This window comes from Micromonospora sp. CPCC 205558 (genome assembly GCF_036902955.1).
Classification (GTDB): domain Bacteria; phylum Actinomycetota; class Actinomycetes; order Mycobacteriales; family Micromonosporaceae; genus Micromonospora.
The window spans coordinates 121,770-148,609 of record NZ_JBAKHR010000018.1 but is presented as its reverse complement, the minus strand read 5'-3'; the positions used below and the strand labels follow the sequence as shown (position 1 = coordinate 148,609).

At 70.1% G+C, this 26,840-nt stretch carries 24 protein-coding genes; 19 read left to right on the top strand and 5 right to left on the bottom strand.

The features are described from left to right. The first annotated feature begins 93 nt into the window (after positions 1-93). From V6U86_RS21205 to V6U86_RS21130, 16 genes are all read left to right on the top strand, one after another. Positions 94-1,371, top strand: a complete 1,278-nt coding sequence (locus V6U86_RS21205; protein ID WP_334505581.1) for a geranylgeranyl reductase family protein — start codon at positions 94-96, stop codon at positions 1,369-1,371. A 191-nt stretch (positions 1,372-1,562) separates the two neighbouring features. Beyond that, complete coding sequence (locus V6U86_RS21200) at positions 1,563-1,928, top strand: NADH-quinone oxidoreductase subunit A (protein WP_007454588.1); 366 nt, start codon at positions 1,563-1,565, stop codon at positions 1,926-1,928. 14 nt (positions 1,929-1,942) lie between these two features. Further along, positions 1,943-2,620: a NuoB/complex I 20 kDa subunit family protein gene (locus V6U86_RS21195; RefSeq protein WP_145785918.1), complete on the top strand. Its 678-nt coding sequence runs from the start codon at positions 1,943-1,945 to the stop codon at positions 2,618-2,620. Then, positions 2,617-3,354 (top strand): NADH-quinone oxidoreductase subunit C, encoded by a 738-nt coding sequence (locus tag V6U86_RS21190; RefSeq protein WP_334505580.1) that lies wholly within the window; start codon positions 2,617-2,619, stop codon positions 3,352-3,354. The genes V6U86_RS21195 and V6U86_RS21190 overlap by 4 nt, the downstream gene beginning before the upstream one ends. After that, complete coding sequence (locus tag V6U86_RS21185) at positions 3,351-4,676, top strand: NADH-quinone oxidoreductase subunit D (protein WP_091395578.1); 1,326 nt, start codon at positions 3,351-3,353, stop codon at positions 4,674-4,676. The genes V6U86_RS21190 and V6U86_RS21185 overlap by 4 nt, the downstream gene beginning before the upstream one ends. After that, a complete protein-coding gene (gene nuoE, locus V6U86_RS21180) occupies positions 4,673-5,671 on the top strand; it encodes an NADH-quinone oxidoreductase subunit NuoE (RefSeq protein ID WP_334505579.1) in 999 nt (332 codons plus the stop codon). Before V6U86_RS21185 ends, nuoE begins: the two co-directional genes overlap by 4 nt. After that, a complete protein-coding gene (gene nuoF / locus V6U86_RS21175) occupies positions 5,668-6,984 on the top strand; it encodes an NADH-quinone oxidoreductase subunit NuoF (protein ID WP_334505578.1) in 1,317 nt (438 codons plus the stop codon). The genes nuoE and nuoF overlap by 4 nt, the downstream gene beginning before the upstream one ends. After that, on the top strand, positions 6,984-9,497 hold the full coding sequence (locus tag V6U86_RS21170; RefSeq protein WP_334505577.1) for an NADH-quinone oxidoreductase subunit G: 2,514 nt from the start codon (positions 6,984-6,986) through the stop codon (positions 9,495-9,497). The genes nuoF and V6U86_RS21170 overlap by 1 nt, the downstream gene beginning before the upstream one ends. Next, positions 9,494-10,846 (top strand): NADH-quinone oxidoreductase subunit NuoH, encoded by a 1,353-nt coding sequence (gene nuoH, locus V6U86_RS21165; protein WP_334505576.1) that lies wholly within the window; start codon positions 9,494-9,496, stop codon positions 10,844-10,846. Before V6U86_RS21170 ends, nuoH begins: the two co-directional genes overlap by 4 nt. Position 10,847: 1 nt before the next feature. Then, positions 10,848-11,489, top strand: a complete 642-nt coding sequence (gene nuoI, locus V6U86_RS21160) for an NADH-quinone oxidoreductase subunit NuoI (RefSeq protein WP_196920665.1) — start codon at positions 10,848-10,850, stop codon at positions 11,487-11,489. Next, on the top strand, positions 11,486-12,256 hold the full coding sequence (locus V6U86_RS21155) for an NADH-quinone oxidoreductase subunit J (protein ID WP_334505575.1): 771 nt from the start codon (positions 11,486-11,488) through the stop codon (positions 12,254-12,256). The genes nuoI and V6U86_RS21155 overlap by 4 nt, the downstream gene beginning before the upstream one ends. Then, positions 12,253-12,552, top strand: coding sequence for an NADH-quinone oxidoreductase subunit NuoK (gene nuoK, locus V6U86_RS21150; RefSeq protein ID WP_030486270.1), 300 nt, complete (start codon positions 12,253-12,255; stop codon positions 12,550-12,552). The genes V6U86_RS21155 and nuoK overlap by 4 nt, the downstream gene beginning before the upstream one ends. Positions 12,553-12,564: 12 nt before the next feature. Next, positions 12,565-14,493: an NADH-quinone oxidoreductase subunit L gene (gene nuoL / locus V6U86_RS21145; protein WP_334505574.1), complete on the top strand. Its 1,929-nt coding sequence runs from the start codon at positions 12,565-12,567 to the stop codon at positions 14,491-14,493. Positions 14,494-14,557: 64 nt separating this feature from the next. Next, positions 14,558-16,177 carry an NADH-quinone oxidoreductase subunit M gene (locus V6U86_RS21140; RefSeq protein ID WP_334505573.1) on the top strand — a complete coding sequence of 540 codons (1,620 nt, stop codon included), beginning with the start codon at positions 14,558-14,560 and terminating at the stop codon, positions 16,175-16,177. 52 nt (positions 16,178-16,229) lie between these two features. Continuing rightward, positions 16,230-17,783 carry an NADH-quinone oxidoreductase subunit NuoN gene (gene nuoN / locus V6U86_RS21135; RefSeq protein ID WP_334505572.1) on the top strand — a complete coding sequence of 518 codons (1,554 nt, stop codon included), beginning with the start codon at positions 16,230-16,232 and terminating at the stop codon, positions 17,781-17,783. Positions 17,784-17,873: 90 nt separating this feature from the next. Further along, positions 17,874-18,959, top strand: a complete 1,086-nt coding sequence (locus tag V6U86_RS21130; RefSeq protein ID WP_334505571.1) for a polyprenyl synthetase family protein — start codon at positions 17,874-17,876, stop codon at positions 18,957-18,959. Here V6U86_RS21130 and V6U86_RS21125 read toward each other — a convergent pair. Next, positions 18,935-20,158, bottom strand: coding sequence for an MFS transporter (locus V6U86_RS21125; protein WP_334505570.1), 1,224 nt, complete (start codon positions 20,156-20,158; stop codon positions 18,935-18,937). The two genes, V6U86_RS21130 and V6U86_RS21125, sit on opposite strands and share 25 nt — an antisense overlap. Before the next feature lie 154 nt (positions 20,159-20,312). Between V6U86_RS21125 and V6U86_RS21120 the strand changes: the two genes are divergently transcribed. Next, positions 20,313-21,095 (top strand): IclR family transcriptional regulator, encoded by a 783-nt coding sequence (locus V6U86_RS21120; RefSeq protein ID WP_334505569.1) that lies wholly within the window; start codon positions 20,313-20,315, stop codon positions 21,093-21,095. Positions 21,096-21,179: 84 nt separating this feature from the next. On the opposite strand, the gene V6U86_RS21115 is transcribed toward V6U86_RS21120, so the two are convergent. Next, a complete protein-coding gene (locus V6U86_RS21115) occupies positions 21,180-23,309 on the bottom strand; it encodes a PhoX family protein (protein WP_334505568.1) in 2,130 nt (709 codons plus the stop codon). 238 nt (positions 23,310-23,547) lie between these two features. Between V6U86_RS21115 and V6U86_RS21110 the strand changes: the two genes are divergently transcribed. Together V6U86_RS21110 and V6U86_RS21105 are read left to right on the top strand one after the other, a co-directional pair. After that, on the top strand, positions 23,548-24,063 hold the full coding sequence (locus V6U86_RS21110) for a sigma-70 family RNA polymerase sigma factor (RefSeq protein WP_051708644.1): 516 nt from the start codon (positions 23,548-23,550) through the stop codon (positions 24,061-24,063). Then, positions 24,060-24,770 (top strand): anti-sigma factor family protein, encoded by a 711-nt coding sequence (locus V6U86_RS21105; protein ID WP_334505567.1) that lies wholly within the window; start codon positions 24,060-24,062, stop codon positions 24,768-24,770. The genes V6U86_RS21110 and V6U86_RS21105 overlap by 4 nt, the downstream gene beginning before the upstream one ends. A gap of 106 nt (positions 24,771-24,876) precedes the next feature. On the opposite strand, the gene rarD is transcribed toward V6U86_RS21105, so the two are convergent. The 3 genes from rarD to V6U86_RS21090 all read right to left on the bottom strand — a co-directional run bounded on the left by rarD (position 24,877) and on the right by V6U86_RS21090 (position 26,807). Then, positions 24,877-25,803: an EamA family transporter RarD gene (gene rarD / locus V6U86_RS21100; protein ID WP_334505566.1), complete on the bottom strand. Its 927-nt coding sequence runs from the start codon at positions 25,801-25,803 to the stop codon at positions 24,877-24,879. Further along, complete coding sequence (locus tag V6U86_RS21095) at positions 25,800-26,297, bottom strand: GNAT family N-acetyltransferase (protein WP_334505565.1); 498 nt, start codon at positions 26,295-26,297, stop codon at positions 25,800-25,802. Before V6U86_RS21095 ends, rarD begins: the two co-directional genes overlap by 4 nt. A 123-nt stretch (positions 26,298-26,420) precedes the next feature. Beyond that, the gene (locus V6U86_RS21090; protein WP_124778570.1) at positions 26,421-26,807 is read right to left on the bottom strand and encodes a phage holin family protein; all 387 of its coding nucleotides are present in this window, start codon (positions 26,805-26,807) and stop codon (positions 26,421-26,423) included. Between the last annotated feature and the right edge of the window lie 33 nt (positions 26,808-26,840).

Genomic DNA, 26,840 nt, shown 5'->3' with positions numbered 1-26,840 from the left:
GGTACCCCTGATCCTGTGCTGGTATGACGCCGGTCATACACTCGTCCCGTCTGGCTTGTGAAGCATTTCACGAGCATGCGGGAGGAGGCGCGAATGACCGCGGTGGAACATGACGCCGACGTCATTGTCGTGGGCGCCGGTCCCGGTGGATCAGCGACTGCGTACCACCTGGCCCGGCACGGCGTACGGGTGCTGTTGTTGGAGAAGACCGAGTTCCCACGGGAGAAGGTCTGCGGCGACGGGTTGACCCCGCGCGCGGTGCGTCAGCTCATCCGGATGGGTGTGGACACCTCACCCGAGGCTGGCTGGCTGCACAACCGCGGCCTGCGGGTCATCGGCGGCGGGGTGCGCCTCGAACTGGACTGGCCGGAGCTGGCCAGCTTCCCCAACTACGGTCTGGTGCGAACGCGACTGGACTTCGACGACCTGCTCGCCCAGCGGGCGGTGGCCGCTGGCGCGAAGCTGCGGACCAGCGTCAACGTGTTGGGCCCGGTGCTCGACGGCGATGGCCACGTCACCGGCGTCGAGGCGGAGGTCGGGCCGGGCAAGGAGCCCACCACCTTCCACGCCCCGCTGGTCGTCGCGGCGGACGGCGTCTCCGGCCGGTTCCCGCTCGCGCTCGGGCTGGCCAAGCGGGAGGACCGGCCGATCGGCGTGGCCGTCCGCCGCTACTACCGCTCGCCGGCCAAACACGAGGACAACTACCTGGAGTCCTGGCTGGAGCTGCGCAGCAAGGACAGCGGCGACAACCTGCTGCCCGGGTACGGCTGGATCTTCGGCCTCGGTGACGGTCGGGTCAACGTCGGTCTGGGCGTGCTCAACTCGTCCTCGGCGTTCGGCAAGACCAACTACCGCCGGCTGCTCACCGACTGGCTCGCGAACACCCCGGAAGACTGGGGGATGACCGACGAGACCAACGCCGACGGCCCGATCCTGGGTGCCGCGCTGCCGATGGGCTTCAACCGGGTGCCGCACTACACCCGTGGCGTGCTGCTGGTCGGTGACTCGGGCGGCATGGTCAACCCGTTCAACGGTGAGGGCATCGCGTACGCGATGGAGTCCGGCGAACTGGCCGCGGAGGTCGTGGTCCAGGCCCTCGCCCGGCCGGCCGGCCCGGAGCGGGAGCGCGCGCTGCTGGCGTACCCGAACGAGTTGAAGGCCCGGCTCGGCGGCTACTACCGGTTGGGCGGCATCTTCGTGAAACTGATCGGCCGCCCCGAGATCATGCGGCTCGCCACCAAACACGGCATGCCGCACCCGACGCTGATGCGTTTCGTGCTCAAGCTGTTGGCCAATCTGACCGACCCGCGCGGCGGGGACGCGATGGATCGGGTCATCAACGCGATGACGAAAGCCGCTCCCGCCGTGTAGCGCGAGGGGTGGCCTTGCGGGTCCAGCGGTCATCGATGACAGCGGGAACCGTATACGTAGGACGGCATCGGTGCTGGTCACGGCCCCGAAGCCGACAAAGATCGACCCCCGCCGACTGCCACTGCGAGGGACGTGAATAGTGTGATTTTCGTCAAGCACCGAGGGCAGGGAAGGACGAGCAGGAGAAAACGATGTCGCTCTCGCCTTACGCACCGATCATCGGGCTGTTCGCCCTCGCCGCGGCGTTCTCGCTGTTTTCCGTGGGCGCCGCCCGCTTCGCCGGTCCCCGGCGCTACAACAAGGCCAAACTCGAGGCTTACGAGTGCGGCATCGAGCCCAGCCCGCAGCCGGTCGGCGGCGGGCGGTTCCCGATCAAGTTCTACCTGACGGCGATGCTCTTCATCGTCTTCGACATCGAGATCATCTTCCTCTACCCCTGGGCGGTCTCGTTCGACGCTCTGCCGATCTTCGGCTTCGTGGAGATGGTCCTGTTCATCGTCGCGGTCTTCGTTGCGTACGCCTACGTGTGGCGGCGCGGCGGCCTGGACTGGGACTGAGGAAGGAACGTCAGATGGGCATCGAGGAGAAGCTTCCCGCCGGCGTCCTGCTCACCTCGGTGGAGAAGCTGGTCAACTGGTCTCGGAAGTCGTCCGTGTGGGGCGCCACCTTCGGCCTGGCCTGCTGCGCCATCGAGATGATGGCCGCCGGTGGTCCGCACTACGACATGGGCCGCTGGGGCATGGAGGTCTTCCGGGCGTCGCCCCGGCAGGCCGACCTGATGATCGTGGCCGGCCGGGTGAGTCAGAAGATGGCCCCGGTGCTGCGCCAGATCTACGACCAGATGGCCGAGCCGCGCTGGGTGCTCTCGATGGGCGTCTGTGCCAGCAGCGGCGGCATGTTCAACAACTACGCGATCGTGCAGGGCGTCGACCACGTGGTGCCTGTCGACATGTACCTCCCCGGCTGCCCGCCCCGGCCGGAGATGCTCATCGACGCGATCCTCAAGCTCCGCGAAAAAATCATGTACGAGCCGCTGGGCCCGAACGGTCGCAAGATGCTCGCTGCCCGCCAGGAGCGTGGCGACGTTCCGGTCGTCCCCTACGGCTCGATGCCCTCCTCGTACCGCAACGACAAGGCCCGACGCGCCGAGTGGACCCGGGCGGTCCGCGAGGGCCGCGAGGAGCAGCTGCGCATCGAGAACTGGATGAACGCTCAGAACCACCTCCACCCGCAGGTAGGCCCGAAATGACGTCACCCACGGACAAGCCAAACGACGGCGGCGTACCGCTGCCGGTGGTGCCGGCCGGCGCCACCAGTGGTGCCCCCGCCGAGTTCCCGCCGGCCAGCCCGGCCGGTCGCGGGATGTTCGGCAACCAGGGCACCGGCGACGTGTCCGGTTACGGCGGCCTGGTCCGCCAGCGCCAGCCCATCGAGGAGGCGTCCCGGCCGTACGGGGGCTACTTCGACGAGGTCCGCGACGCGCTGGAAGAGGCGTACCCGGCCTTCAACGACGCCATCGAGAAGGTCGTGGTCGACCGGGGTGAGCTGACCCTGCACGTACGCCCGGGGCGGATCGCCGAGGTCTGCCAGGTGATGCGGGACGACCTGGCGCTGCGGTTCGAGCTGTGCTCGTCGGTGTCCGGCGTGGACTACCTGGGCGCCGACGAACGCCGGCTGCACGTGGTCTACCTGCTCACCTCGATGACGTACCGGCGGCGGGTCCGGCTGGAGGCCGCGGTCTCCGTCGAGGCCCCGCACCTGCCCAGCGTGACCGCCATCTACCCGACCGCTGACTGGCAGGAGCGGGAGGCGTACGACATGTTCGGCATCGTTTTCGACGGCCACCCCAGCCTGACCCGGATCCTCATGCCGGACGACTGGGAGGGGCACCCGCAGCGCAAGGACTACCCGCTCGGCGGCATTCCCGTCGAGTACAAGGGCGCCGAGATCGCGCCGCCGGACCGGAGGAGGTCCTACCAGTGACGACGTCGAACTACGCCAGCGAGCGCGAGACCGACGAGGGCCGGGTCTTCACCGTCACCGGCGGGGACTGGGACACGATCGTCTCGGGCACCGACCCGATCAACGACGAGCGGATCGTTGTCAACATGGGTCCGCAGCACCCGTCCACGCACGGAGTGCTGCGGCTGATCCTGGAGCTTGAGGGCGAGACGGTCCGCGAGGCCCGCTCGGTCGTCGGCTACCTGCACACCGGCATCGAGAAGAACCTCGAATACCGCAACTGGGTGCAGGGCTCGACGTTCGTGACCCGGATGGACTATCTCGCCCCGATCTTCAACGAGACCGCGTACGCGCTGGCCGTCGAGAAGCTGCTCGGCATCACCGACGACATCACCGAGCGGGCCACCACCATCCGCGTGCTGATGATGGAGCTCAACCGGATCTCGTCGCACCTGGTCTGGCTGGCCACCACCGGCATGGAGCTGGGCGCGATCTCGATCATGCTGTACGGCTTCCGCGAGCGGGAGTACATCCTCGACATCTTCGAGACCATCACCGGTCTGCGGATGAACCACGCGTACGTGCGGCCGGGCGGTGTGGCGCAGGACGTGCCGGACGAGGCGATCGTCAAGATCCGCGAGTTCCTCAAGATGATGCCGAAGAAGCTCAAGGAGTACGAGGACCTCCTCTCCGGCCAGCCGATCTGGACCGAGCGGACGAAGAACGTCGCGGTGCTGGACGTCACCGGCTGCGTGGCGCTCGGCATCACCGGCCCGGTGCTGCGCTCCGCCGGCCTCGCCTGGGACCTGCGCAAGACCATGCCGTACTGCGGCTACGAGACGTACGAGTTCGACGTGCCGACCCACCCCGACGGTGACGTGTGGGGCCGCTACCAGGTCCGGCTCGCCGAGATCCGGGAGTCGATGAAGCTGGTCGAGCAGGCGCTGGACCGGCTCCGTCCCGGCCCGGTGATGGTCGCCGACCGCAAGATCGCCTGGCCGGCGCAGCTGGCCATCGGCGTGGACGGCATGGGCAACTCGCTGGAGCACGTCGCGAAGATCATGGGTCAGTCGATGGAGTCGCTGATCCACCACTTCAAGCTTGTGACCGAGGGCTTCCGGGTCCCGCCGGGCCAGGTGTACGTCGCCATCGAGGCGCCCCGCGGCGAGCTGGGCGTGCACGCGGTCTCCGACGGTGGCACCCGGCCCTACCGGGTGCACTACCGGGAGCCGAGCTTCGTCAACCTCCAGGCCCTCCCGGCGATGGCCGAGGGCGGTCTGATCGCCGACGTGATCGCCGGCGGTGCCTCGTTGGACCCGGTGATGGGTGGTTGTGACCGATGAGTGTTGTTTTCACTGATGAGACCCGGGAGCGGGCGCGCGAGATCATCGCCCGTTACCCGGCCGACCGGTCCCGCTCGGCGTTGCTGCCGCTGCTGCACCTGGTGCAGGCCGAAGAGGGGTACGTCTCCCCGGCCGGGGTCGCGTTCTGCGCCGAGGTGCTGGGGCTGAACAAGGCCCAGGTCGGCGCGGTGGCCACCTTCTACACGATGTACAAGCGCAAGCCGACCGGTGACTTCCTGGTCAGCGTCTGCACCAACACCATGTGCAACGTGCTCGGTGGCCAGGAGGTCTACGACACCCTCGCCGAGCACCTGGGCGTCGGGCACGACGAGACCACCGCCGACGGCACGATCACGCTGGAGCACGCCGAGTGCCTGGCCGCGTGCGACTACGGCCCGGTGATGACCGTCAACTACGACTTCTTCGACGGCGTGGACGCCTCCACCGCCGTCGGGGTGGTCGACGAGCTGCGGGCCGGTGGGCGGCCGATGCCGACCCGGGGCGCCCGGCTCTGCACCCTCAAGGAGATGGCGGTGCAGCTCGCCGGTTTCGCCGACGAACGCGACGGTGCCGTCGCCGACGGCGGGCCGGGTGAGCCCACCCTGCGTGGGCTGCGGCTGGCCCAGCAGCACGGCGTCTCGGTCCCGGGCTTCGACCCGAACACCCCGATCCGCAGCAAGGCCGAGGCCGACAAGGCCGCCGCCGAGGCGAAGGCGAAGGCGGAGGCCGCCAAGCCGGCGCCCGCCGAGGCCAGCGCGGCACCGGTCAAGGGCGGCGACGGGGCGTCCGCCCCGACGAACACCACGCCACCGGCGTCCCGGGACGCGCAGGAGGCGCAGGCTGCCGGCGTGGCGGCCAACGCGCCGGCCGGCGACGGCAAGCCCGCCGGCGACGAGGCCGGGGCGCAGGAGCGCAACCTCACCGAAGCGAAGGCCGGGACGGACGCCGACGGCGTCGGACCGGCGGACGCGAGCGAAACGGGGGCCCAGAAGTGACCACTCCCCGCCCGGAGACGCTGGCCAAGCTGACGCCGGTGCTGACCAAGCGCTGGCTGTCGCCGGACGCCTGGCGCATCGGCACGTACGAGCAGCTCGACGGCTACGCCGCACTGCGCAAGGCGCTCAAGGCCCACCCGGACGACCTGATCCAGCTGATCAAGGACTCCGGGCTGCGGGGCCGAGGCGGCGCAGGCTTCCCCACCGGCCTCAAGTGGGGCTTCATTCCGCAGGGCGACGGTAAGCCGCACTACCTGGTGGTCAACGCCGACGAGGGCGAGCCGGGCACCTGCAAGGACCTGCCGCTGATGACGCACGACCCGCACGCGCTGGTCGAGGGCGTGATCATCGCGTCGTACGCGATCCGGGCCGCCCGCGCCTACATCTACATCCGGGGCGAGGCGGTGCACGCCGCGCGTCGGCTGCGCAACGCGGTCCAGGAGGCGTACGACAAGGGTTACCTGGGCCGGAACATCCTGCGCAGCGGCTACGACCTGGAGCTGGTGGTGCACTCCGGCGCCGGGGCGTACATCTGCGGCGAGGAGACGGCCCTGCTGGACTCGCTGGAGGGGTTCCGGGGTCAGCCCCGGCTGCGCCCGCCGTTCCCGGCCACCCACGGCCTGTACGCGAGCCCGACGGTGGTGAACAACGTCGGCACCATCGCCAGCGTCCCGCCGATCGTGCTCGGTGGGGCCGACTGGTGGAAGAGCATGGGCACCGAGAAGTCCTCCGGGCCGATGATCTACTCGCTCTCCGGCCGGGTCGCCAACCCGGGCCAGTACGAGTGCTCGATGGGTGTCACGCTGCGCGAGCTGCTGGAGCTGGCCGGTGGCATGCAGCCCGGCCACAACCTGCGGTTCTGGACCCCGGGCGGCTCGTCCACCCCGCTGCTCGCGGCCGAGCACCTGGACGTGCCACTGGACTTCGAGGGGGTGGCGGCGGCCGGCTCGATCCTCGGCACCACGGCCACGCAGATCTTCTCCGACCAGGACTGCCCGGTCTACGCGACGTACCGGTGGTTGGAGTTCTACCACCACGAGTCGTGCGGCAAGTGCACCCCGTGCCGCGAGGGCAACTACTGGATGGTGCGGGTCTACCGGCGGATCCTCGCCGGTCAGGGCACCCATGAGGACCTGGACACCCTTCTGGACACCTGCGACAACATCCTCGGCCGCTCGTTCTGCGGCCTGGGTGACGGCGCGACCAGCTCGGTGACCTCGTCATTGCAGTACTTCAAGCAGGACTACCTCGACTACATCGAGGGACGGACCGCGCCGAAGCTCTCCGACAAGCAGCTGGTTGGAGCTCACTGATGACGGACGTAGCCAAGCAGACCGACATGGTCACCCTCACCATCGACGGCGTCGAGGTCACCGCCCCCAAGGGGACGCTGCTGATCCGGGTCGCCGAGCAGATGGGCACCGAGATCCCCCGGTTCTGCGACCACCCGCTGCTGGCCCCGGCCGGCGCGTGCCGGCAGTGCCTGGTCGAGGTGGAGGGGCAGCGCAAGCCGGTCGCCTCCTGCACGCAGACCGTCGCCGACGGCATGGTCGTGCGTACCCAGCTCACCTCCCCGGTGGCCAAGAAGGCGCAGGAGGGGGTGATGGAGCTGCTGCTGCTCAATCACCCGCTGGACTGCCCGATGTGTGACAAGGGCGGCGAGTGCCCGCTGCAGAACCAGGCGATGTCCACCGGCCGCACCGACTCGCGCTTCCACGAGCACAAGCGGGAGTACGAGAAGCCGATGGCGATCAGCAGCCAGGTGCTGCTGGACCGTGAGCGGTGCGTGCTCTGCCAGCGGTGCACCCGGTTCTCCGAGGAGATCGCCGGCGACAAGTTCATCGACCTGATGGGCCGGTCGTCCGCCGAGGAAATCAACATCTACCGGGACGACGCGTACGGCGCGGAGTCCGGGGAGGACAGCGGGGACGTCCCGTTCAACTCCTACTTCTCCGGCAACACCGTGCAGATCTGCCCGGTGGGTGCGCTGACCGGTGCCCAGTACCGCTTCCGCGCCCGCCCGTTCGACCTGGTCTCCAGCCCGAGCGTCTGCGAGCACTGCTCGGCCGGCTGCGGGCAGCGCACCGACTGGCGGCGCGGCAAGGTGCTGCGTCGGCTGGCCGGCGACGAGCCGGCGGTGAACGAGGAGTGGAACTGCGACAAGGGCCGGTGGGGCTTCCAGTACACCCGGGCCGCCGACCGGCTGACCACTCCGCTGGTCCGCGACGAGCAGACCGGTGAGCTGCGCGAGGCGTCCTGGAGTGAAGCGCTCACCGTCGCCGCCGAAGGGCTGCACGCGGCTCGGGAGAGCGGGCAGGGCACGGCGGTGCTCACCGGCGGTCGGCTGACCGTCGAGGACGCGTACGCGTACGCCAAGTTCGCCCGGGTCGCGTTGAACACCAACGACATCGACTTCCGGGCCCGGCCGGTCTCCCGCGAGGAGGCCGACTTCCTGGCCAGCTCGGTCGCCGGGGTCACCGACGTCACCTACACCGACGTGGAGAACGCGCCGGCGGTGGTGCTGGTCGGCCTGGAACCCGAGGAGGAGTGCCCGATCCTCTTCCTGCGGCTGCGTAAGGCGTACCTGAAGAAGACCCTGACGGTGTACGCGCTGGCGCCGTTCGCCACCCGCGGCCTGGAGAAGCTCGGTGCCAAGCTGGCCCGGGTGGTGCCGGGCGAGGAGGCCAGCGTGCTCGCCGAGCACGCCACGGTCAGCGAGGCGCTGAGCGCGCCGGGCGCGATCCTGATCGTCGGCGAGCGGCTGGCCACCGTGCCGGGTGGGCTCTCCGCCGCGGCCGACGTGGCCCGGCGTACCGGCGCGAAGCTGGCCTGGGTGCCGCGGCGCGCGGGTGACCGCGGCGCGGTCGACGCGGGCTGCCTGCCCAACCTGCTCCCCGGTGGACGCCTGGTCACCGAGCCGGCCGCTCGGGCCGAGCTGGGTGAGGCGTGGGACATCCCGGCCGGAGTGATCCCGAGCCAGGCCGGTCGCGACACCGACGGCATCCTGACCGCAGCCGCCAACGGGCAGCTCGGCGCGCTTGTCGTCGGCGGTGTCGACCCGGCCGACCTGGCCGACCCGCGACTGGCCGAGTCCGCCCTGGACGCGGTGCCGTTCCTGGTCAGCCTGGAGCTGCGCGCCAGCGCGGTGACCCGGCGGGCGAACGTGGTGCTGCCGGTCGCCCCGGTGGCCGAGAAGGCCGGCAGCTTCCTGGACTGGGAGGGCCGGCTGCGCCCGTTCGAGGCGGTGCTGAACACCGCAGCGATGACCGACGGCCGGGTGCTCGACGCGCTGGCCGCGCTGCTCGACGTGCGCCTCGGCACGGCCGATGTGCTGAGCGTGCGACGTGAGCTGGCCACGCTGCCGGCGACGCGGATGTCGCGGCCGGCCGCGCCGTCGGTCGCGCCGGGCCGGGTGCCGCAGCCGAACGCCGGGGAGGCCGTGCTGGCCACCTGGCACCAACTGGTGGACCTCGGCACCCTGACCGAGGGCGACGAGAACCTCGCCGGGACCGCCCGTCCGCCGGTGGTCCGGCTGGGTAAGGGCACCGCCGAGGTGCTCGGTGTGGTCGACGGTGACGCCGTCACGGTCGGCACCGACCGTGGGGCGCTGACCCTGCCGGCGGAACTCACCGAGATGCCGGACGGCGTGGTCTGGCTGCCGACCAACTCACCCGGCTCGACCGTGCGGCGCAGCCTCGGGGCGACGTCCGGCGCGGTCGTCCGGATCTCCGTCCCCGCACCGAGCACGGCCATCCCGGCCGGGCGCGTGGCGGCCGACGAGACCGGTCTCCCGGGCCCGCTCCTCAACTCCGGGGGTAACCAGTGAGTCCGATCTACCTGGCCCAGGATCCGACGCTTGCCGACTTCGGTCGGGATCCGTGGTGGCTGGTTCTCGGCAAGATTGTCTTCGCGTTCGTCTTCGGGCTGCTGGCCACCCTGCTCGGTGTCTGGTTCGAACGGCGCGTGGTCGGCTACATGCAGGTGCGGCCCGGCCCCAACCAGGTCGGCCCGTTCGGCCTGCTGCAGACCCTCGCCGACGGCCTGAAGATGGCCTTCAAGGAGGACATCCTGCCGAAGGCGGCCGACAAGGTCGTCTACTTCTTCGCGCCGACCATCTCGGTGATCTGTGCGGTCACCGCCCTGTCGGTGGTGCCGTTCGGCCCGATGGTGAGCATCTTCGGTCACCACACGCCGTTGCAGGTCACCGATGTGCCGGTGGCGGTGCTGCTGCTGCTCGCCTGCTCGTCGATGGGCGTCTACGGCATCGTGCTGGGTGGCTGGGCCTCCGGTTCGACGTACCCGTTGCTCGGTGGTCTCCGGTCGAGCGCCCAGATGATCTCGTACGAGGTCGCCATGGGGCTGTCCATCGTGGCGGTCTTCATGACCGCCGGGACGATGAGCACGAGCGGGATCGTCGCCGCCCAGGGTGACGGCACGCAGCTGTCCATCTTCGGCCAGACGATCCCGGCGCCGGGCTGGTATGCGATCCTGCTGCTGCCGAGCTTCATCATCTTCTTCATCGCCACGGTGGGTGAGACCAACCGGGCGCCGTTCGACCTCCCCGAGGCCGAGTCCGAGCTGGTCGCCGGCTACATGACCGAGTACAGCTCGCTGAAGTTCGCGCTCTTCATGCTCAGTGAGTACGTCGCGATGGTGACGATGTCCGCGGTCACCACGACGCTGTTCCTGGGCGGTTGGCGAGCACCCTGGCCGATCACCATCTGGGAGGGCGCCAACTCCGGTTGGTGGCCGATGCTCTGGTTCTTCGGCAAGGTGATCGCGCTGGTCTTCGTCTTCGTGTGGCTGCGTGGCACGCTGCCCCGGTTGCGCTACGACCAGTTCATGCGGCTCGGCTGGAAGGTGCTGCTGCCGATCAACCTGGTCTGGATCCTGGTCCTGTCGGGCCTTCGCTCCATCGAGGGCTGGGACACCCGCGGCAAGATGATCGCGGTCGGCATTCCGGCCGGAATCCTGCTGATCGCCACGATCTTCTGGCCGACCCGGAAGCCGCAGCCGAAGCCGACGACGCAGGAACTGGTCGACAACCGGCCGTACGGGAGCTTCCCGCTGCCACCGATGGATCTTCAGGTACCACCGAGCCCGCGTATCACGCGCGTGGTCGCCGAGCGGGAGCCGGCCAACATCGTTGCCGGCTCGGACTCCAGGGAGGTGTGACGTGGGCGCGATCACCGGAACGTTCAAGGGATTCGGTGTCACCTTCTCGCACATGTTCAGGAAGGTCGTCACGACCGACTACCCGTTCAAGCCGCCGGTGTCGGCGCCGCGCTACCACGGGCGGCACATCCTCAACCGGCACCCGGACGGCCTGGAGAAGTGCATCGGCTGCGAGCTGTGCGCCTGGGCCTGCCCGGCGGACGCGATCTACGTCGAGGGTGGCGACAACACCGACGAGCAGCGTTTCTCGCCGGGTGAGCGGTACGCCAGCATCTACCAGATCAACTACGCCCGGTGCATCTTCTGCGGGCTGTGCATCGAGGCCTGCCCGACCCGGTCGCTCACCATGAGCAACGAGTACGAGCTGGCCCGGGACAACCGGCAGGACCTGATCTTCACCAAGGAGCAGCTGCTCGCGCCGTTGCTCGAGGGCATGGAGCAGCCGCCGCACCCGATGCGGCTGGGTGACAGCGAGAAGGACTACTACGTCGGCGCGCTGGACAACCCGGGCACCTCCGCCGGTGCCGAGACGTCCCCGATGGGCCCCGGCCGCTACCAGGTCGAGGAGCACCCCGGCGTGACGTTCCCGGGCGCCGAGCAGGCCGCCCAGCGCGTCGCGGCCGGCAAGGGAGAGAAAGCATGACCACGTCTACGGTGCTGGCCGCGGCGGGTGCGGTGTCCGGTGGCGAAGAGGTCACCTTCTGGATCCTCGGGCCGCTCGCGCTCATCGGCGCGATCGGGATGGTGGCCGCGCGCAACGCGGTGCACTCCGCGCTCTGGCTGGTGCTCACCATGCTCTGCCTGGGCGTGTTCTACGTGCTCCAGGCCGGGCCGTTCATCGGCATGGTGCAGATCATCGTCTACACCGGCGCGATCATGATGCTCTTCCTCTTCGTGCTGATGCTGGTCGGTCGGGATTCCACCGACTCGCTCATCGAGACGTTGCGCGGCCAGCGGGTCGCCGCGATCGCGCTGGGGCTGGGCTTCGCCGGTCTGGTCGGCGGCGCCCTCTACCGGGCGCTGGAGGGCACCACCGCGGTCGGCCTGGAGCAGGCCAACGCGGAGGGCAACGTGCAGGGCATCGCCCGACTGCTCTTCACCAAGTACGTGTTCGCGTTCGAGCTGACCTCGGCGCTGCTGATCACCGCGGCGGTCGGCGCCATGGTGCTCGCGCACATCGAGCGCCGCAAGCAGGACAAGGTCGACCAGGTGTCGACGATGCGGGCCCGTTTCGCGCCGGGCAACTACCCCGGCCCCAAGCCGGGCCCCGGCGTCTTCGCGACCTCGTCCTCGGTGGCCACCCCGGCCCGACTGCCGGACGGCCGTCTCTCTGAGCGGAGCACGCCGGACATCCTGCCCGTGCGGGAGCTGACCGCGCAGGAGACCACGCTGAAGGGGACGGACTCATGACGCCTGACTACTACCTGGTCCTCGCGGCGGTGTTGTTCACCATCGGCGCCGCCGGGGTGCTCGTCCGGCGCAACGCGATCGTGCTGTTCATGTGCGTGGAGCTGATGCTCAACGCGGCCAACCTGACGCTGGTCACCTTCAGCCGGATCAACGGTGACCTCAACGGCCAGATCATGGCGTTCTTCGTGATGGTGGTGGCGGCGGCCGAGGTCGTGGTCGGGCTCGCGATCATCATGTCCATCTTCCGGACGCGACGCTCGGCGAGCGTCGACGACGCCAACCTGCTCAAGTACTAGAGGGGTCCACCGGTGGAAGAGACTGTGGAATACGCCCAGGCCACGGGGCTGTTCGGGGGCGTCTGGCTGCTGGTGGCGATCCCGCTGGTCAGCGCGGCCATCCTGCTGCTGCTCGGCCGCCGGGCCGACCGCTGGGGGCACTGGTTGGGCGTCGCCGCCATCGGCGCCGCGTTCGTGCTCGGCCTGAGCTTCTTCTTTCAGCTGCGTGGCCTGGAGAACAAGTCGGTCGAGCTGAGCCTCTGGGACTTCATCGCGGTCGGTGATCTGCGCGTCGACTTCGGCCTGCTCTTCGACCCGCTGGCCGCGGTCTTCGTACTGCTGATCACCGGGGTGGGTTTCCTGATCCACCTGTACGCGGTGGAGTACATGTCGCACGACGCGGGCCGTCGTCGGTTCTTCGCGTACTTCAACCTGTTCGTCGCGGCGATGCTGCTGCTGGTGCTCGGCAACAACTACGTGATGCTGTACTTCGGCTGGGAGGGCGTCGGTCTGGCGTCGTACCTGCTGATCTCCTTCTGGACCGACCGGCCGAGCGCGGCCACCGCCGGTAAGAAGGCGTTCCTGATGAACCGGGTCGGCGACGCCGGCCTGGCCATCGGCATCTTCATCATGTTCGCCACCCTGGGCACCACCCAGTACGACGAGGTCTTCAACGGTGTCGGCGCGTTGACCGGCACCACGGTGTTGATCCTCGGCCTGTTGCTGCTGCTGGGCGCGGCCGGTAAGTCCGGTCAGTTCCCGCTCCAGGCGTGGTTGCCGGACGCGATGGAGGGTCCGACCCCGGTGTCGGCGCTCATCCACGCCGCGACCATGGTCACCGCGGGCGTCTACCTGATCGCCCGGTCCAACCCGATCTTCTCCGCCAACTCGACCCTGCAACTCGTGGTGGTCAGCGTCGGCGCGCTCACCCTGCTGATCGGCTGCATCATCGGTGCGGCCAAGGACGACATCAAGCGGGTGCTCGCCTGGTCGACGGTGAGCCAGATCGGCTACATGTTCGTCGGCGTCGGCCTCGGTGGTGGGGCGTACGCGCTGGCGATCATCCACCTGCTGGCGCACGGCTTCTTCAAGGCCAACATGTTCCTGGGCGCCGGCTCGGTCATGCACGGGATGAAGGACCAGGTCGACATCCGCCGATTCGGTGGCCTCTCGAAGCACATGAAGATCACCTGGCTGACCTTCATGATGGGTTGGCTGGCGATCATCGGCCTCCCGCCGCTCTCCGGCTACTTCTCGAAGGAGCCGATCATCGCGAGCGCCTTCGAGCGGGAGGACTGGACCGCCTGGCTCTTCGGCGGGGCGGCGCTGCTCGGGGCCGGGCTGACCGCGTTCTACATGACGCGGCTGTTCGTGCTGACGTTCCACGGCCCGCAGCGGTGGACCGAGGACATCGAGCACCCGCACGAGTCGCCGAAGCTGATGACCATCCCGCTGATCCTCCTGGCCGCCGGGTCGGTCGTGGCCGGCGGGCTGATGGCCTGGAACGACGGTGTCGCGTCGTGGCTGGCGCCGGTACTCGGCGAGGAGACCGCCGGCGCGGCGCACGGAGTGCTCTCCCACACGGTGATCACGATCCTGTCGCTGCTGGTCACCGTGCTCGGCGCCGGGCTCGCCTGGTTCCTGTTCCGGGCCGGTACGGCCACCGCGCCGCAGCCGGCCGGGGTGCTGGTCACCGCCGCCCGGCGCAACCTCTACACCGACGCGGTCAACGAGGCGGTCTTCGAGAAGCCGGGCATCTTCCTCACCCGGGCGCTGGTGTACCTCGACAACCGGGGCATCGACGGGCTCGTCAACGGGCTCGCCGCCGCAGTCGGCGGGGGCTCTGGTCGCCTCCGCCGGATGCAGACCGGCTTTGTCCGCTCGTACGCCACCTCGATCCTGGCCGGTGCGCTGCTGGTGATGGCGGCGTTCCTGGCGGTGCAGGCGGGGTGGTTGGCGTGATCGACCTCTTTCCGGCCGCCCCCGCCGGCGGACCACGCAGTGACGACGGAGGTAAGGCCGCATAATGTCCAACTTCCCGTTCCTCTCGGTGCTCACCGTGGCGCCGCTGGTGGGCGCCCTGGTGGTGGCCTTCCTGCCGCGCCACCGCCCGGAGCTGGCCAAGCAGGTGGCGTTCGCCTGGTCGCTGCTGGTGCTGGTGCTCTCGGTGGTGATGTGGGTCAGCTTCAACGCCGGCGGTGACCGGTTCCAGTTCCGCGAGTCGTACTCGTGGATTCCGAACTGGGGTGTCAGCTTCACCTTCGCCGCCGACGGCATCGCGCTGGTGATGCTGATGCTGATCGCGGTGCTGGTCCCGCTGGTGATCCTGGCGTCCTGGCACGACGCGGACGAGGTTTCCGGGGCGCCAACCGCGACCAAACACGGACCTGGCTCGGCCCCGCTGGAAGGCGCTGCGCGCGCCGGAAATCTCGCTTCGTCGAAGCGGTCGGTGCCCGTCTACTTCGCGCTGCTGCTGGTCCTCGAGTGCACGATGATCGGCGTCTTCGCCGCCGCCGACGTCTTCCTGTTCTACGTGTTCTTCGAGGTCATGCTGGTGCCGATGTACTTCCTGATCGGCAGCTACGGCGGCCACCAGCGGCAGTACGCGGCGGTGAAGTTCTTCCTCTACTCGCTCGTCGGTGGTCTGTTCATGCTGGCCGCGGTGATCGGGCTGTGGGTGGTCGGCGGGAAGACCTTCGACTGGCAGGCGCTCTCGCAGGTCGACATCAGCACCGGCACCGAACGCTGGCTGTTCCTCGGCTTCTTCCTCGCGTTCGCGATCAAGGCGCCGTTCTTCCCGTTCCACACGTGGCTGCCGGACGCCGGTGGCGCCGCCCCGGCGGGTGCCGCAGCGCTGCTGGTCGGCGTGCTGGACAAGGTCGGCACCTTCGGCATCCTGCGTTACTGCCTGCCGCTGTTCCCCGAGGCGTCGAAGTGGTTCGCGCCGTGGGCGCTGGCCCTGGGCGTGATCGGCATCGTCTACGCCGCGCTGCTGGCGGTCGGCCAGAACGACCTCAAGCGGCTGGTGTCGTACACGTCGATCGCGCACTTCGGCTTCATCGGGGTCGGCATCTTCGCGTTCACCACCCAGGCTGGCACCGGCGCGGTGCTCTACATGCTCAACCACGGGCTGGCCACCGGCCTGCTCTTCCTGGTGGTGGGCATGCTGATCTCCCGGCGTGGTTCGGCGCTGATCAGCGACTTCGGTGGGGCGGGCAAGCTGGTCCCGGTGCTCGCCGGGGTGCTCTTCTTCGCCGGTCTCGCCTCCCTGGCGCTGCCCGGAACGGCGCCGTTCATCTCCGAGTTCCTGGTGCTGATCGGCACCTTCACGGTGAACAAGCCGGTCGCGGTCATCGCCACGCTCGGCATCATCCTGGCCGCCGCGTACGTGCTGTGGATGGTGCAGCGCACCACCCAGGGCACCCTCAACCCGGCGCTGACCGAGGTCGACGGCATGCGTCGGGACCTCAACCTGCGCGAGAAGGTCGTGGTCGCCCCGCTGATCGCGCTGATCGTGCTGCTCGGCTTCTTCCCCAAGCCGGTCACTGACGTGATCAACCCCGCCGTCCAGGCGACCATGGACGACATCGGCAGAACCGACCCGGCGCCGTCCGTGGGCGGCACCGTCCAGGAGGCGGCGCGGTGAGCGCGAGGAGTGAGCTTGCGAGCCCCGCAGTCGCGAACGAAAGGTTGGCCCGGTGACCGAGTTGAAACTGCCGTCGATCGACTACGCGGCGATCGCTCCGATCCTGATCATGCTGGGCACCGCGCTGCTCGGCGTGCTGGTCGAGGCCCTGGTGCCCCGGCGTTGGCGGCACCTGGTGCAGTTGACGCTGGCGCTGCTCGCGGTGCTCGCGGCGTTGACCATGGTGGTCCTTAGCGCCGATGAGCGGATCATCACCGCCGGCCAGGCCCTCGCGATCGACGGGCCGACGCTGTTCCTCCAGGGCGCGATCCTGGTGCTGGCCGCGATGGCGCTGCTGCTGATCGGTGACCGTTCGGTCGAGCGGGGCGGGGCGTTCGTCGCCCAGGCCGCGGTGACCGCCGAGTCGGCCGACGACCGGCGGCAGGCCGAGGGGCGTAACGGTCTCACCGAGGTCTACCCGCTCACCACGTTCGCGATCGGCGGCATGCTGATCTTCGTGGCGGCGAACGACCTGCTGACCATGTTCATCGCGTTGGAGGTCTTCTCCCTGCCGCTCTACCTGCTCTGCGCGCTGGCCCGTCGCCGGCGCCTGCTGAGCCAGGAGGCGGCGATGAAGTACTTCCTGCTCGGCGCGTACGCCTCCGCGTTCTTCCTGTTCGGCGTGGCCCTGATCTACGGCTTCACCGCCGGCATCCCGGGCCGCCCGGCCGGCGTCAACTTCGCCACCATCCACGCGGCGGTGAGCGATTCGCCGGCCAGCCCGGTGCTGCTCTTCGCCGGCATGGCGCTGCTCGCCATCGGTCTGCTCTTCAAGGCGGCGGCGGCCCCGTTCCACGTCTGGACGCCGGACGTCTACCAGGGCGCTCCGACCCCGGTCACCGGGTTCATGGCGGCCTGCACCAAGGTCGCCGCGTTCGGTGCCCTGCTGCGCGTCTTCCAGGTCGCGTTCGCCGACGCCACCTGGGACTTCACGCCGGTCCTCGGCGCGGTGGCGGTGCTGACCATGCTGGTGGGTGCGGTGCTCGCGGTCACCCAGACCGACATCAAGCGGCTGCTCGCGTACTCCTCGATCGCCAACGCCGGCTATCTGCTGGTCGGTGTGTTGGCGCCGAGCCGCGACGGGCTCGCCGGCACGATGTTCTACCTGGTCGCGTACGGCTTCTCGGTGTTGGCCGCGTTCGCCGTGGTGACGCTGGTGCGCGACGACGACGGCGAAGCCACCCACCTGTCCCGCTGGGCCGGGCTGGGCCGGCGGTCGCCGTTCTTCGCCGCGCTGTTCACGTTCATCCTGCTGGCCTTCGCCGGCATTCCGCTGACAAGTGGATTCACCAGCAAGTTCGCCATCTTCGGGCCGGCGTTGGAGGGTGGTCAGGCCTGGCTGGTGATCGCCGGTGTGCTGACCAGCATGGTGCTCGCGTTCCCGTACCTGCGGGTCGTGGTGATGATGTGGCTCTCCGAGCCGGGCGAGTCCACCCCGACCGTCACCGTGCCCGGTGGGCTCACCTCGGCCGCGCTGATGATCGGTGTGCTGGCGACCCTGGTGTTGGGTGTCGCCCCGGCGCCGCTGCTCGATCTGGCTACCGGAGCCGCCGAATTCGTTCGATAGCCAAAGGATCGATCACCGGGGGTCGGCACGTGTTCACGCGCCGGCCCCCGGTGCGTATCCCCGGCCCGGAGCAGGTCGAACGGGTGTGGCATGGTTGATGGCGTGGTGAATCCGGCGGGCGAGCGTTCAGGTGCCTCCGGCTCCGGCGGTCGGCGGGGTCGGGCGAGCACGAGTCAGTTCGGCGCGCTTGGCCTCAACCTCGCCGATGCCCGTGTCGAGGCGTCCGTGGTGGGCCTGCTCGACACGGTCGAGGTCGAGTTGCGGGCCAGCGTGTCCAGCGCCGATCCGTTCGTCAACGAGGCTGCCCGGCACCTCGTCGAGGCCGGTGGGAAGCGTTTCCGGCCGTTGCTGGTGGCGCTCGGCGCCCAGTTCGGTGACCCGGCCGCCGCGCAGGTGGTCCCGGCCGCCGTGGTGATGGAGCTCACCCACCTCGCCACCCTCTACCACGACGACGTGATGGACGAGGCCGTCGTCCGTCGGGGCGCGCCGAGCGCGAACTCCCGGTGGACCAACTCGGTCGCCATCCTGGTCGGCGACTACCTCTTCGCCCGCGCGGCGGACATCGCCGCCGACCTGGGCCCCGAGGCGGTCCGGTTGCAGGCGCGCACCTTCGCCCGGCTGGTGCACGGTCAGATCGCGGAGACCGTTGGGCCGCGCGCCGATGACGACCCGGTGACCCACTACCTGAACGTGATCGCCGAGAAGACCGGCTCGCTGATCGCCACGTCGGCCCGGTTCGGCGGCATGTTCGGTGGTGCCGCCCCGGAGCACGTGGAGGCCCTCGCCGGGTACGGCGAGACGATCGGCGTCGCCTTCCAACTCTCCGACGACCTGCTGGACATCGCCTCCGAGTCGGTGCAGTCGGGCAAGACCCCCGGCACGGACCTGCGCGAGGGCGTCCCGACGCTGCCGGTGCTCTACGCCCGTGAGGCCGACGACTCCGACGCGTCGTCGGTGCGGCTGCGGGAGATCCTGGCGACCGGCCCGTTGACCGACGACGCGCTGCACGCCGAGGCGTTGGGGCTGCTGCGGGAGAGCCCGGCGCTCAAGCGGGCCCGGGAGACAGTGCGCAGCTACGCCGAGGAGGCCCGCGCGCAGCTCGCCCCGCTGCCGCACGGCCCGTCCCGCAGCGCGCTCGAGTCGCTCTGCGACTACATCGCCGACCGCACCAGCTGATCCACGCCCCGACCCGCGGCGGCGCGGGTCAACAGTCGGCTCCCGACGAGCATGAGGGCGGCGGCGAGCAGCATCGCACCGGCCGCGATGGTCCACATCGCCGGGTAGCCGAGGTGGGCGGCGAGCGGACCCAGGCTCAACGGGCCGAGACAGCCGCCCGCGTACACCCCGGTCTGGGTGATCGAGGTGGCGGCGGCCGGTGACTGCGGGTGGAGCCGGACCACCGCGAAGTTCATCAGGCCGGGCCAGGCCCAGCCCAGGCCGAAGCCGAGCACCACACCGACGACCAACGGCACCGAGCCGGTCAAGGCGAGCAGACCCAGCCCGACCGCGCCGACGAGCAGCATCGCGGCGATGACGGCGACGTGACCGGTGTCGCGGCGATCGGCCAACCAGCCGGCGCCGACCCGGGCCGCCACGCAGACCGCGCTGCCCAGGGTCAGGGTGAGGCCGGCGAGGCCCGGCGACAGGCCCCGGGCTGCGGCCGAGTCCACCAGGAAGGTGCCGAGTGCGTTGGCCGCGCCCGAGGCCAACGTCGCCGCCGCACCGATCACCACCAGCGCCGCCGTCGCCCGCCCGGCGCGGGTGGCACCGACCCGCCGGGCCAGGCCGGGCAACTGCCGGGGTACGGCGGCGAGCGTCGTCAACGCGGCCAGCGCGGCGGCCACGAACGCCCAGCGCCAGCCGGCGGTGAGCGCGATGGTGGGCACGGCCACCCCGGCCAGCAGGGTGGAGACCGGGATGGCGGCCTGCTTGACCCCGAACGAGAGCCCCTGCCGGCGGGCCGGCACGTGCTGGGCCAGGGCGGCGTTGCTGGCCAGCTGACCGAGCGCGTTCGCGGCGGCGCTGAGCGCCAGCAGGCCGACCAGCACCGGGTACGACCGGGCAAAGGCCGCCACGGCCAGCATCGACCCGGCGGCCAGCAGGATGCCGCAGCGGGCTACCAGGGCCGGTCCGTACCGCTCGACCAGGCGGCCGGAGGGCACCGAGGCCAGCGCGCTGACCCCGAAGTAGACCGAGACGGCCAGGCCCAGGCCGGCCGGTGAGAAGCCGAGGTCGGTGCCCATCTGCACGGCGAGCCCGCCGAGCAGGAAGACGGGGAGTACGCAGGCCACGGTGGTGACGACTGCGCCAACGCTCGCTCGGACCGGGTGGGGTCGGGCGCTGGTCGGATCGGGGGTGAGGGAGGTGTCGGTCATCGTTCGGCAAACCTACGCGAGCCCGGCTCAGGGCACTCCTGGTGATCGACTGGGCACAAGCTGTGGATGGTGATCTGGCATCCTCGACCCGAACAGGCATTTCGCACCGGGCCTGTTTTTCATATGGTGTAAGTCCCCGGCGGCGGAGGTGGTTGTGCGCGACCCCTTGGCAGAACCTTCGGACCTGATTCGCAGCGTGTCCCGCGCGCTACGGGTGCTGGAGTCGGTCGGTCGCGCCCCGAAAGGCCTGACCGTCAAGCAGATCGCCCGGCGCTGTGAGCTGACCGTGGCAACCACCTACCACCTGGTCCGCACCCTCGCCTACGAGGGCTACGTGATCCGTCGCGAGGACGGCACGTACATCGTGGGGTTGGAGGTGGCCGACCGGTACCGGGAGTTGGTGACCGCGTTCCGGGGCCCGCCGGTGGTCGGCGAGACGCTGCGGCGGGCCGCCCTGGACACCGGCTACAGCCACTACCTCGGTCGGTTCGTCGGCGGCCAGGTGGCCCTGACCGCGGTCGCCGAGGGGCACCGCTCGCCCCACCTGGAGGACCTGGTCCCCGGCTTCGACGAGGGGGCGCACGCCACGGCTCTCGGCAAGTCGCTGCTCGCCACCCTCACGAGCGACCAGCGCTACCGCTATCTGCGCGAGTACGGCATGCGCCCGTTCACCACCGCCACGCTGACCACCACCGAGAGTTTCGAGGCCGACCTGGCCGCCGGTGACCGGCGCGGCATGCAGCTGGAGATGGGGCAGTTCCGGCAGGGGGTGGCCTGCGCCGCGGTGCTCGTCGCGCCGGACAAGGACATGGAACGCCGCACCGTGCTGGCCTGCGCGTTGCCGGCCAGCGAGATGATGACCTCCGCCCGGGTGGTACGCGCCAAGCTGCTCAGCGTGGCCCGCAGCGTGGCCGATGGCATCGCCGCCGACAACTGATCGCCGAGAGGCCCTCTCCCCGGCTGGGAGAGGGCCTCTCGGGGCGGTCCAGCGCCGGACCGCCGGGAACAACGTCAGGGCCGCTCAGCTGCCTACCGGGCCGCCGTCGAGGCGCCAGGTGACCACCACGCCCGGCTTGGCGTAGTCACCGTCCGGCCAGTTCGAGGCCGGGTTCTCCACCGAGGCCCCGGTGATCTCGCCCGGGTGCTGCACCGCGACGAAGACCGAGCGGTTGTCGCCGGTGATGAACGGGCCGCAGGTCTCCGCGCCGATCGGCACGGTCAGGAACTGCTTGAGGTGGCCCCGCTCCGGACCCTCCACCGCCGTCGCGAACAGGCCGTCGTTGCTGCCCAGCGCGTTGCCGTCGGTGGAGATCCAGAGGTTGCCGGTGGCGTCGAAGGCGACGTTGTCCGGGCAGGAGATCGGGGAAACCCTGGTCTTGTCGTACCCGGCGAAGAAGGTCGACGGGTCGGTCGGGTCGCCGCAGACGATCGGCAGCGACCAGGCGAAGGTCTCCGAGGCGTTGTCGTTGCGGTCCTCGACCAGCTCCAGGATCTGCCCGTGCTTGTTGGCGTTGCGCGGGTTGGCCTCGTCCGCCTTCGGGTTGTTGCCGACGCCGCGATTGGTGTTGTTGGTCAACGCCACGTACACCTTGCCGGTGAGCAGGCTCGGCTCGACGTCCTCGGGGCGGTCCATCTTGGTCGCGCCGACCTTGTCACCGGCGAGCCGGGTGAAGGTGAGCACGTCCGCGGCGGTCATCCCGTCGACGAACGACCGGTTGCCGCTGACCAGCTTGATCCAGCGACCCCGGCCGTTGAACGCGTCGTCGGTGGGGAGCTTGCCCGAGCCGTCGATCTCGGCGGCGCTGCTCTGGTCGAGCTTCGCCACGTAGAGCGTGCCGGACTCCAGCAGGGTCAGGTTGTGCTTGCGGGCAGCCCAGGAGTTGCCCTTCATGAACTTCTTGTCCGAGACGAACTTGTAGAGGTAGTCGAACCGCTCGTCGTCGCCCATGTACGCGACCACGTGGCCGTCCTTCGCGACGATCACGTTGGCGCCCTCGTGCTTGAACCGGCCCAGCGCGGTGTGTTTACGCGGGCGGCTCTCCGGGTCGAACGGGTCGATCTCGACGACCCAACCGAACCGGTGTGCCTCGTTCGGGTGCTTCGCCAGGTCGAACCGCTCGTCCGCGCGCTCCCACCTGCGGCTGCCGCTCGGGTAGCGGCTGGCGGTGCCGATGCCGTAGCGGTCCAGCTTCGGCTTCAGCTCGGCCGGGGCGGCATCGGCCCCCACGAAGTACTGGTTGAAGTTCTCCTCGCCGGAGAGCACGGTGCCCCACGGGGTCACGCCACCGGCGCAGTTGTTCAACGTGCCGACGACCGTACGGCCCTTGGGGTCCGCGGCGGTCTTCAGCCAGGCCGAGCCGGCGGCCGGGCCGGTCAGGTCGAACTTGGTGCTCAGTGCGGTGACCCGCCGGTTGTACGGCCGCGGACCCTTGCCAACCGGCTTCCACTGCCCGGTGCCCGCGACCCGCTCAAGCTCCACCACCGACATGCCGTGCGCGGCCATGGCGGTGCGCAGCTGCTCCACGGAGAGCCCGTCCAGGCCGGGGAAGCCCGGAAACATCAGGTCCTCGTTGGTGTACTCGTGGTTGACCACGAGCAGCGCCCGCTTGCCCTGCTTGTCCAGCGGCAGCACACCCACGAAGTCGTTGTTGTAACCGAACTGCCTGGACTGCGCGGCGGCGGTCTGGTGGCGCAGGTTGAACTCCGGCGCGCCCGGCAGCACCGGGTCACCCCACTTGATCACCACGGCGTGGTCGTAGCCGTTCGGCACGACCAGGGTGTCCAGCTTGTTCGGCGGGATCGGCTTGAAGGTCAGCGCGCCGCTGCCGACTCCGGTGCTGGGGCGCCCGAAACCGAACGCCTCCGGAACGTCCGGGGTGGTGGTCGGGGCCGCCAGGGCTGGGGCCGCGCCGGCGAGCGCACCGGCTGCCGCGCCGCCGAAACCGAGCACCAGCGCGCCCACCGCGCCGGCCCGGACCACGCCACGCCGGGACATCTCGGCGTTCACCACGTCGCCGAAGTACGCGTTGTCGGAGGTGTTCGGGACCGGGTGGTCACAGGCGTTTCCGCACCGGTACAGACACGTCATGGCGTCACGGGTGCCATGCCGGGCGCCGGTCAACAGGGGGAGCAGCCGGGGACGGTCGCTCATGGGAGAGGCCTCCAGAGAAGTCGATGGCACGACAGGCGGCGTACCAGCCGGACGCTAGGAGGACGTGGTGAGCGCTCGTCGGCCGCTGTGTGAACCGGGCATGAACACCTTCGTGGGCGGCAACCAGCACGCAACCGTCACGCAACCGGCCTGACCTCGGGCTGAACCTATTGGCGTGACCGCACGTATTCCCCGGCGAACGCACCGCCGGACGCGCGCCGGAAGCGAGGAGACCGCCATCAGCGACCACGACGCCCAACTGCTGCGCGCGCTGCACGACGAGCACGCGGAGGCGCTGTACGCCCATGCCCTGCGGCTGGTCAACGGGGACCGACAGCGGGCCGAGGACCTGGTACAGGAGACGCTGCTGCGGGCCTGGCGACATCCGGAGTCACTCGACCCGAGACGTGGATCGGTGCGGTCCTGGCTGTTCACCACCGCCCGCAACCTGGCCATCGACGCCTGGCGGCGGCGATCCACCCGGGTCGGCGAGGTGTTCACCGACGATCTGCCCGAACCACCCGAGGTGATCGACGAGGCCGAACGCGCGGTGGAGGCGTGGACCGTCGCCGAGGCGCTGAACCGGCTCAGCCCGACCCACCGGGAAGTGCTGGTCGAGTGCTTCTACCAGGGGCGGTCGGTGGCCGAGGCGGCGTCCCGCCTGGGCGTACCGCCAGGGACCGTGAAATCCCGCACCCACTACGCGCTGCGGTCTCTACGGTTGGTCCTGGCCGAGATGGGGGTGACGGGATGACCCGGTGCGAGTTCGCCTACGACGACGGCGCGTACGTCCTGGGCGCCCTGGCCCCGGCCGAGCGGGCGGCCTACGAGCGGCACCTCGGCGGCTGCGCCTCGTGCCGGGAGGCGGTCGCCGAGATCGCCGTCCTGCCCGGGTTGCTCGGGCGCCTCGACCCGGCGGGGTTGGAGCAGATCCTGCCGCCGCCCGCCCCGCCCCGGGTGCCCGCGCTGCTCGACGAGGCCCGCCGGCGGCGTCGTCGGGAACGCACCGCTGACCGGCGACGGTACGCGCTGACCACACTGGCCGCCGCCGGGCTGGCCCTGGTCGTCGGTGTCGGTACGGCAGCGGTGCTGCCCCGACCGGTCGCACCCTCCCCGCAGGCACAGGGCACCCCCGGCCCGCAGGTGTCGATGGTCTCCATGCGGCCGGTGGCCGCCGCCGGCCCGGTGCACGCCGACATCGGGCTGGTCGGCACCAAGTGGGGCACCCAGGTGACCATGCGGTGCGGGTACGACGCGCGGACGAGCTACGGCAAGGCGTACCCGTTCCGGCTGGTGGCGCGTGGTCCGAACGGCGCCACCGAGCAGATCGGCTCCTGGCTCGCGGCCCCTGGTGACGACCTCAGCTTCACCGGCGCCACGAGGTTCACCGACGCCGAGCTGACCAGCGTGGAGCTACAGAAGGCCGACGGCACCCCGCTCCTCACCTACGCCGTCCCCTAACCCGCCCCCGGTCCTCCGCGATCTTGCACTTTCTGCGCTCTCATAAGGGGCATGGCAGGGCATATCGGCGACCGAAACTGCAAGATCGCGGGGATCGGGGGTGGGATTACGGGGTGGGGACCGGGGCCGGGAGCGGGGTCGATCGGCGGGACTGGCGGGTGCGGCGGGAGGTGCGGACGGCGTCGGCGGTGAAGACGATCAGGGCCAGCCAGACCAGTGCGAAGCCGGCCAGGCGGGCCGGCGGCATCGGCTCGTGGAAGATCAGCACACCGCAGCCGAGCTGAAGGATCGGCGCCAGGTACTGGATCATGCCGAGGCTGCTCAGGGGCAGTCGGTTGGCCGCCCCGGCGAACATGAGCAGGGGAATCGCCGTGGCCGCCCCGGCCAGCACCAACAGCGCGGTGTGTCCGGCCGAGACGTGCCCGAAGGTCAGGTCGGCCTTCGCCGTCAACCACCCCAGGTAGCCCAGGGCCGGCAACGCCAGCACCGCCGACTCGACGAAGAGCCCCTCGGCCGCCGGCAGTCCGAGCCGCTTCTTGACCAGGCCGTAGCCGGCGAAGCTGAACGCCAGGGTCAACGCCAGCCAGGGCAACCGGCCGTAGTCCACGGCGAGCACCGCGACCGCCGACGCGCCGATCCCGAGCGCCACCCACTGCGCCGGGCGTAGCCGCTCCCGCAGCACCGTCACCCCGAGCAACACCACGACCAGGGGGTTGATGAAGTAGCCGAGCGCGGTCTCCACCACCCGGTCGGAGTTGACCCCGTAGATGTAGGTGCCCCAGTTGACAGCGATCAGCGCGGCGGCGACGACGATCCCCGCCACCGCCCAGGGGCGGCGCAGCAGCGCCCGCAGGAAGCCGACGTTGCGCAGCGCCGCCAGCAGCAGGGCCACGAAGAGCACCGACCAGACGATCCGGTGGGCCAGGATCTCCAGCGGGCCCGCCGGTCGCAGCAGCTTCAGATAGAGCGGAAAGAAACCCCAGAGCAGGTACGCGCCGAGGCCGTAGAGGTATCCCAGGCGGAGAGACGTCACGCCTCCACCGTAAGGGGCGTAGTGCTGCTTGGTTCCTTTCCGGTGATCGGCGTCACCGGAGGCCGCCGGTCGAGCTGCATCCACCGTTGCGGGGCATCCAGCGGCGTGAAGCCGACCCCCGCGTACACCTGGTGTGCGTCGTTCGTGCAGAGCAGGATCCGGCGTACGCCCAGCTCGGCCAGGTGGTCGCGGACCGCGCCCGCCAGCCACCCGCCCAGCCCCCGGCCTCGGGCGGCGCGGTCGACGTACACGTCGCAGAGCCAGGCGAAGGTGGCGCCGTCCGTGACGACCCGGGCCACCGCCACCTGGCGGCCGTCCTCCGGCCGGTAGATGCCGAAGGGCAGTGAGCCGGCGAACGCCCGCTCGGTGGTCTCCCGGTCCCGCCCGAGCGCCCAGTACGCGTCGGTGGACAACCAGTCGTGCACCAGGTCCAGATCGATCCGCGCCGGATCGGTGCTGAGCTGGTGGCCGTCGGTGTGGGTCAGTGAGAACATGCCGCGACGCTAACCGTCGAGGTGGGCGCTCCGGCCGGCCAATTCCCGAACTCTGGTCATCGGCCCACCGGAGCCCCCTACGAGGTCGGGGCCCCGGCGGGCCGGGTCGGTGCTGTCTGGCGGTCAGTCCCGGTCGAGGACGGCGCCGAGGATCCAGGTCACGATGCTCACGAACAGAGCGCCCAGCACGGCTGCCGGCCAGAAACCGTCCACCGAGAACGGCAGCCCGGCCTGGTCGGCGATCCAACTGGTGAGCAGGAACAACAACCCGTTCACCACCAGGGCGATGAGGCCCAGGGTCAGCAGGTAGAAGCCACAGCCGACGGTCTTGATGATCGGCTGGAGAACCGCGTTGACCACACCGAAGATCACCGCCACCAGAAGCAGCGTGGTCACCGTCTCGGTGGCCGAGTTCGAATCCAGAGTGATGCCCGGGATGAGGAGCGTGGCCAGCCAGAAAGCCAGAGCTGTGCTGGCCAGCCGAATCAGCAGACCTTTCAGAAAACCCATGGCGGGGATCGTGCCACGGACCACGCACCGGCG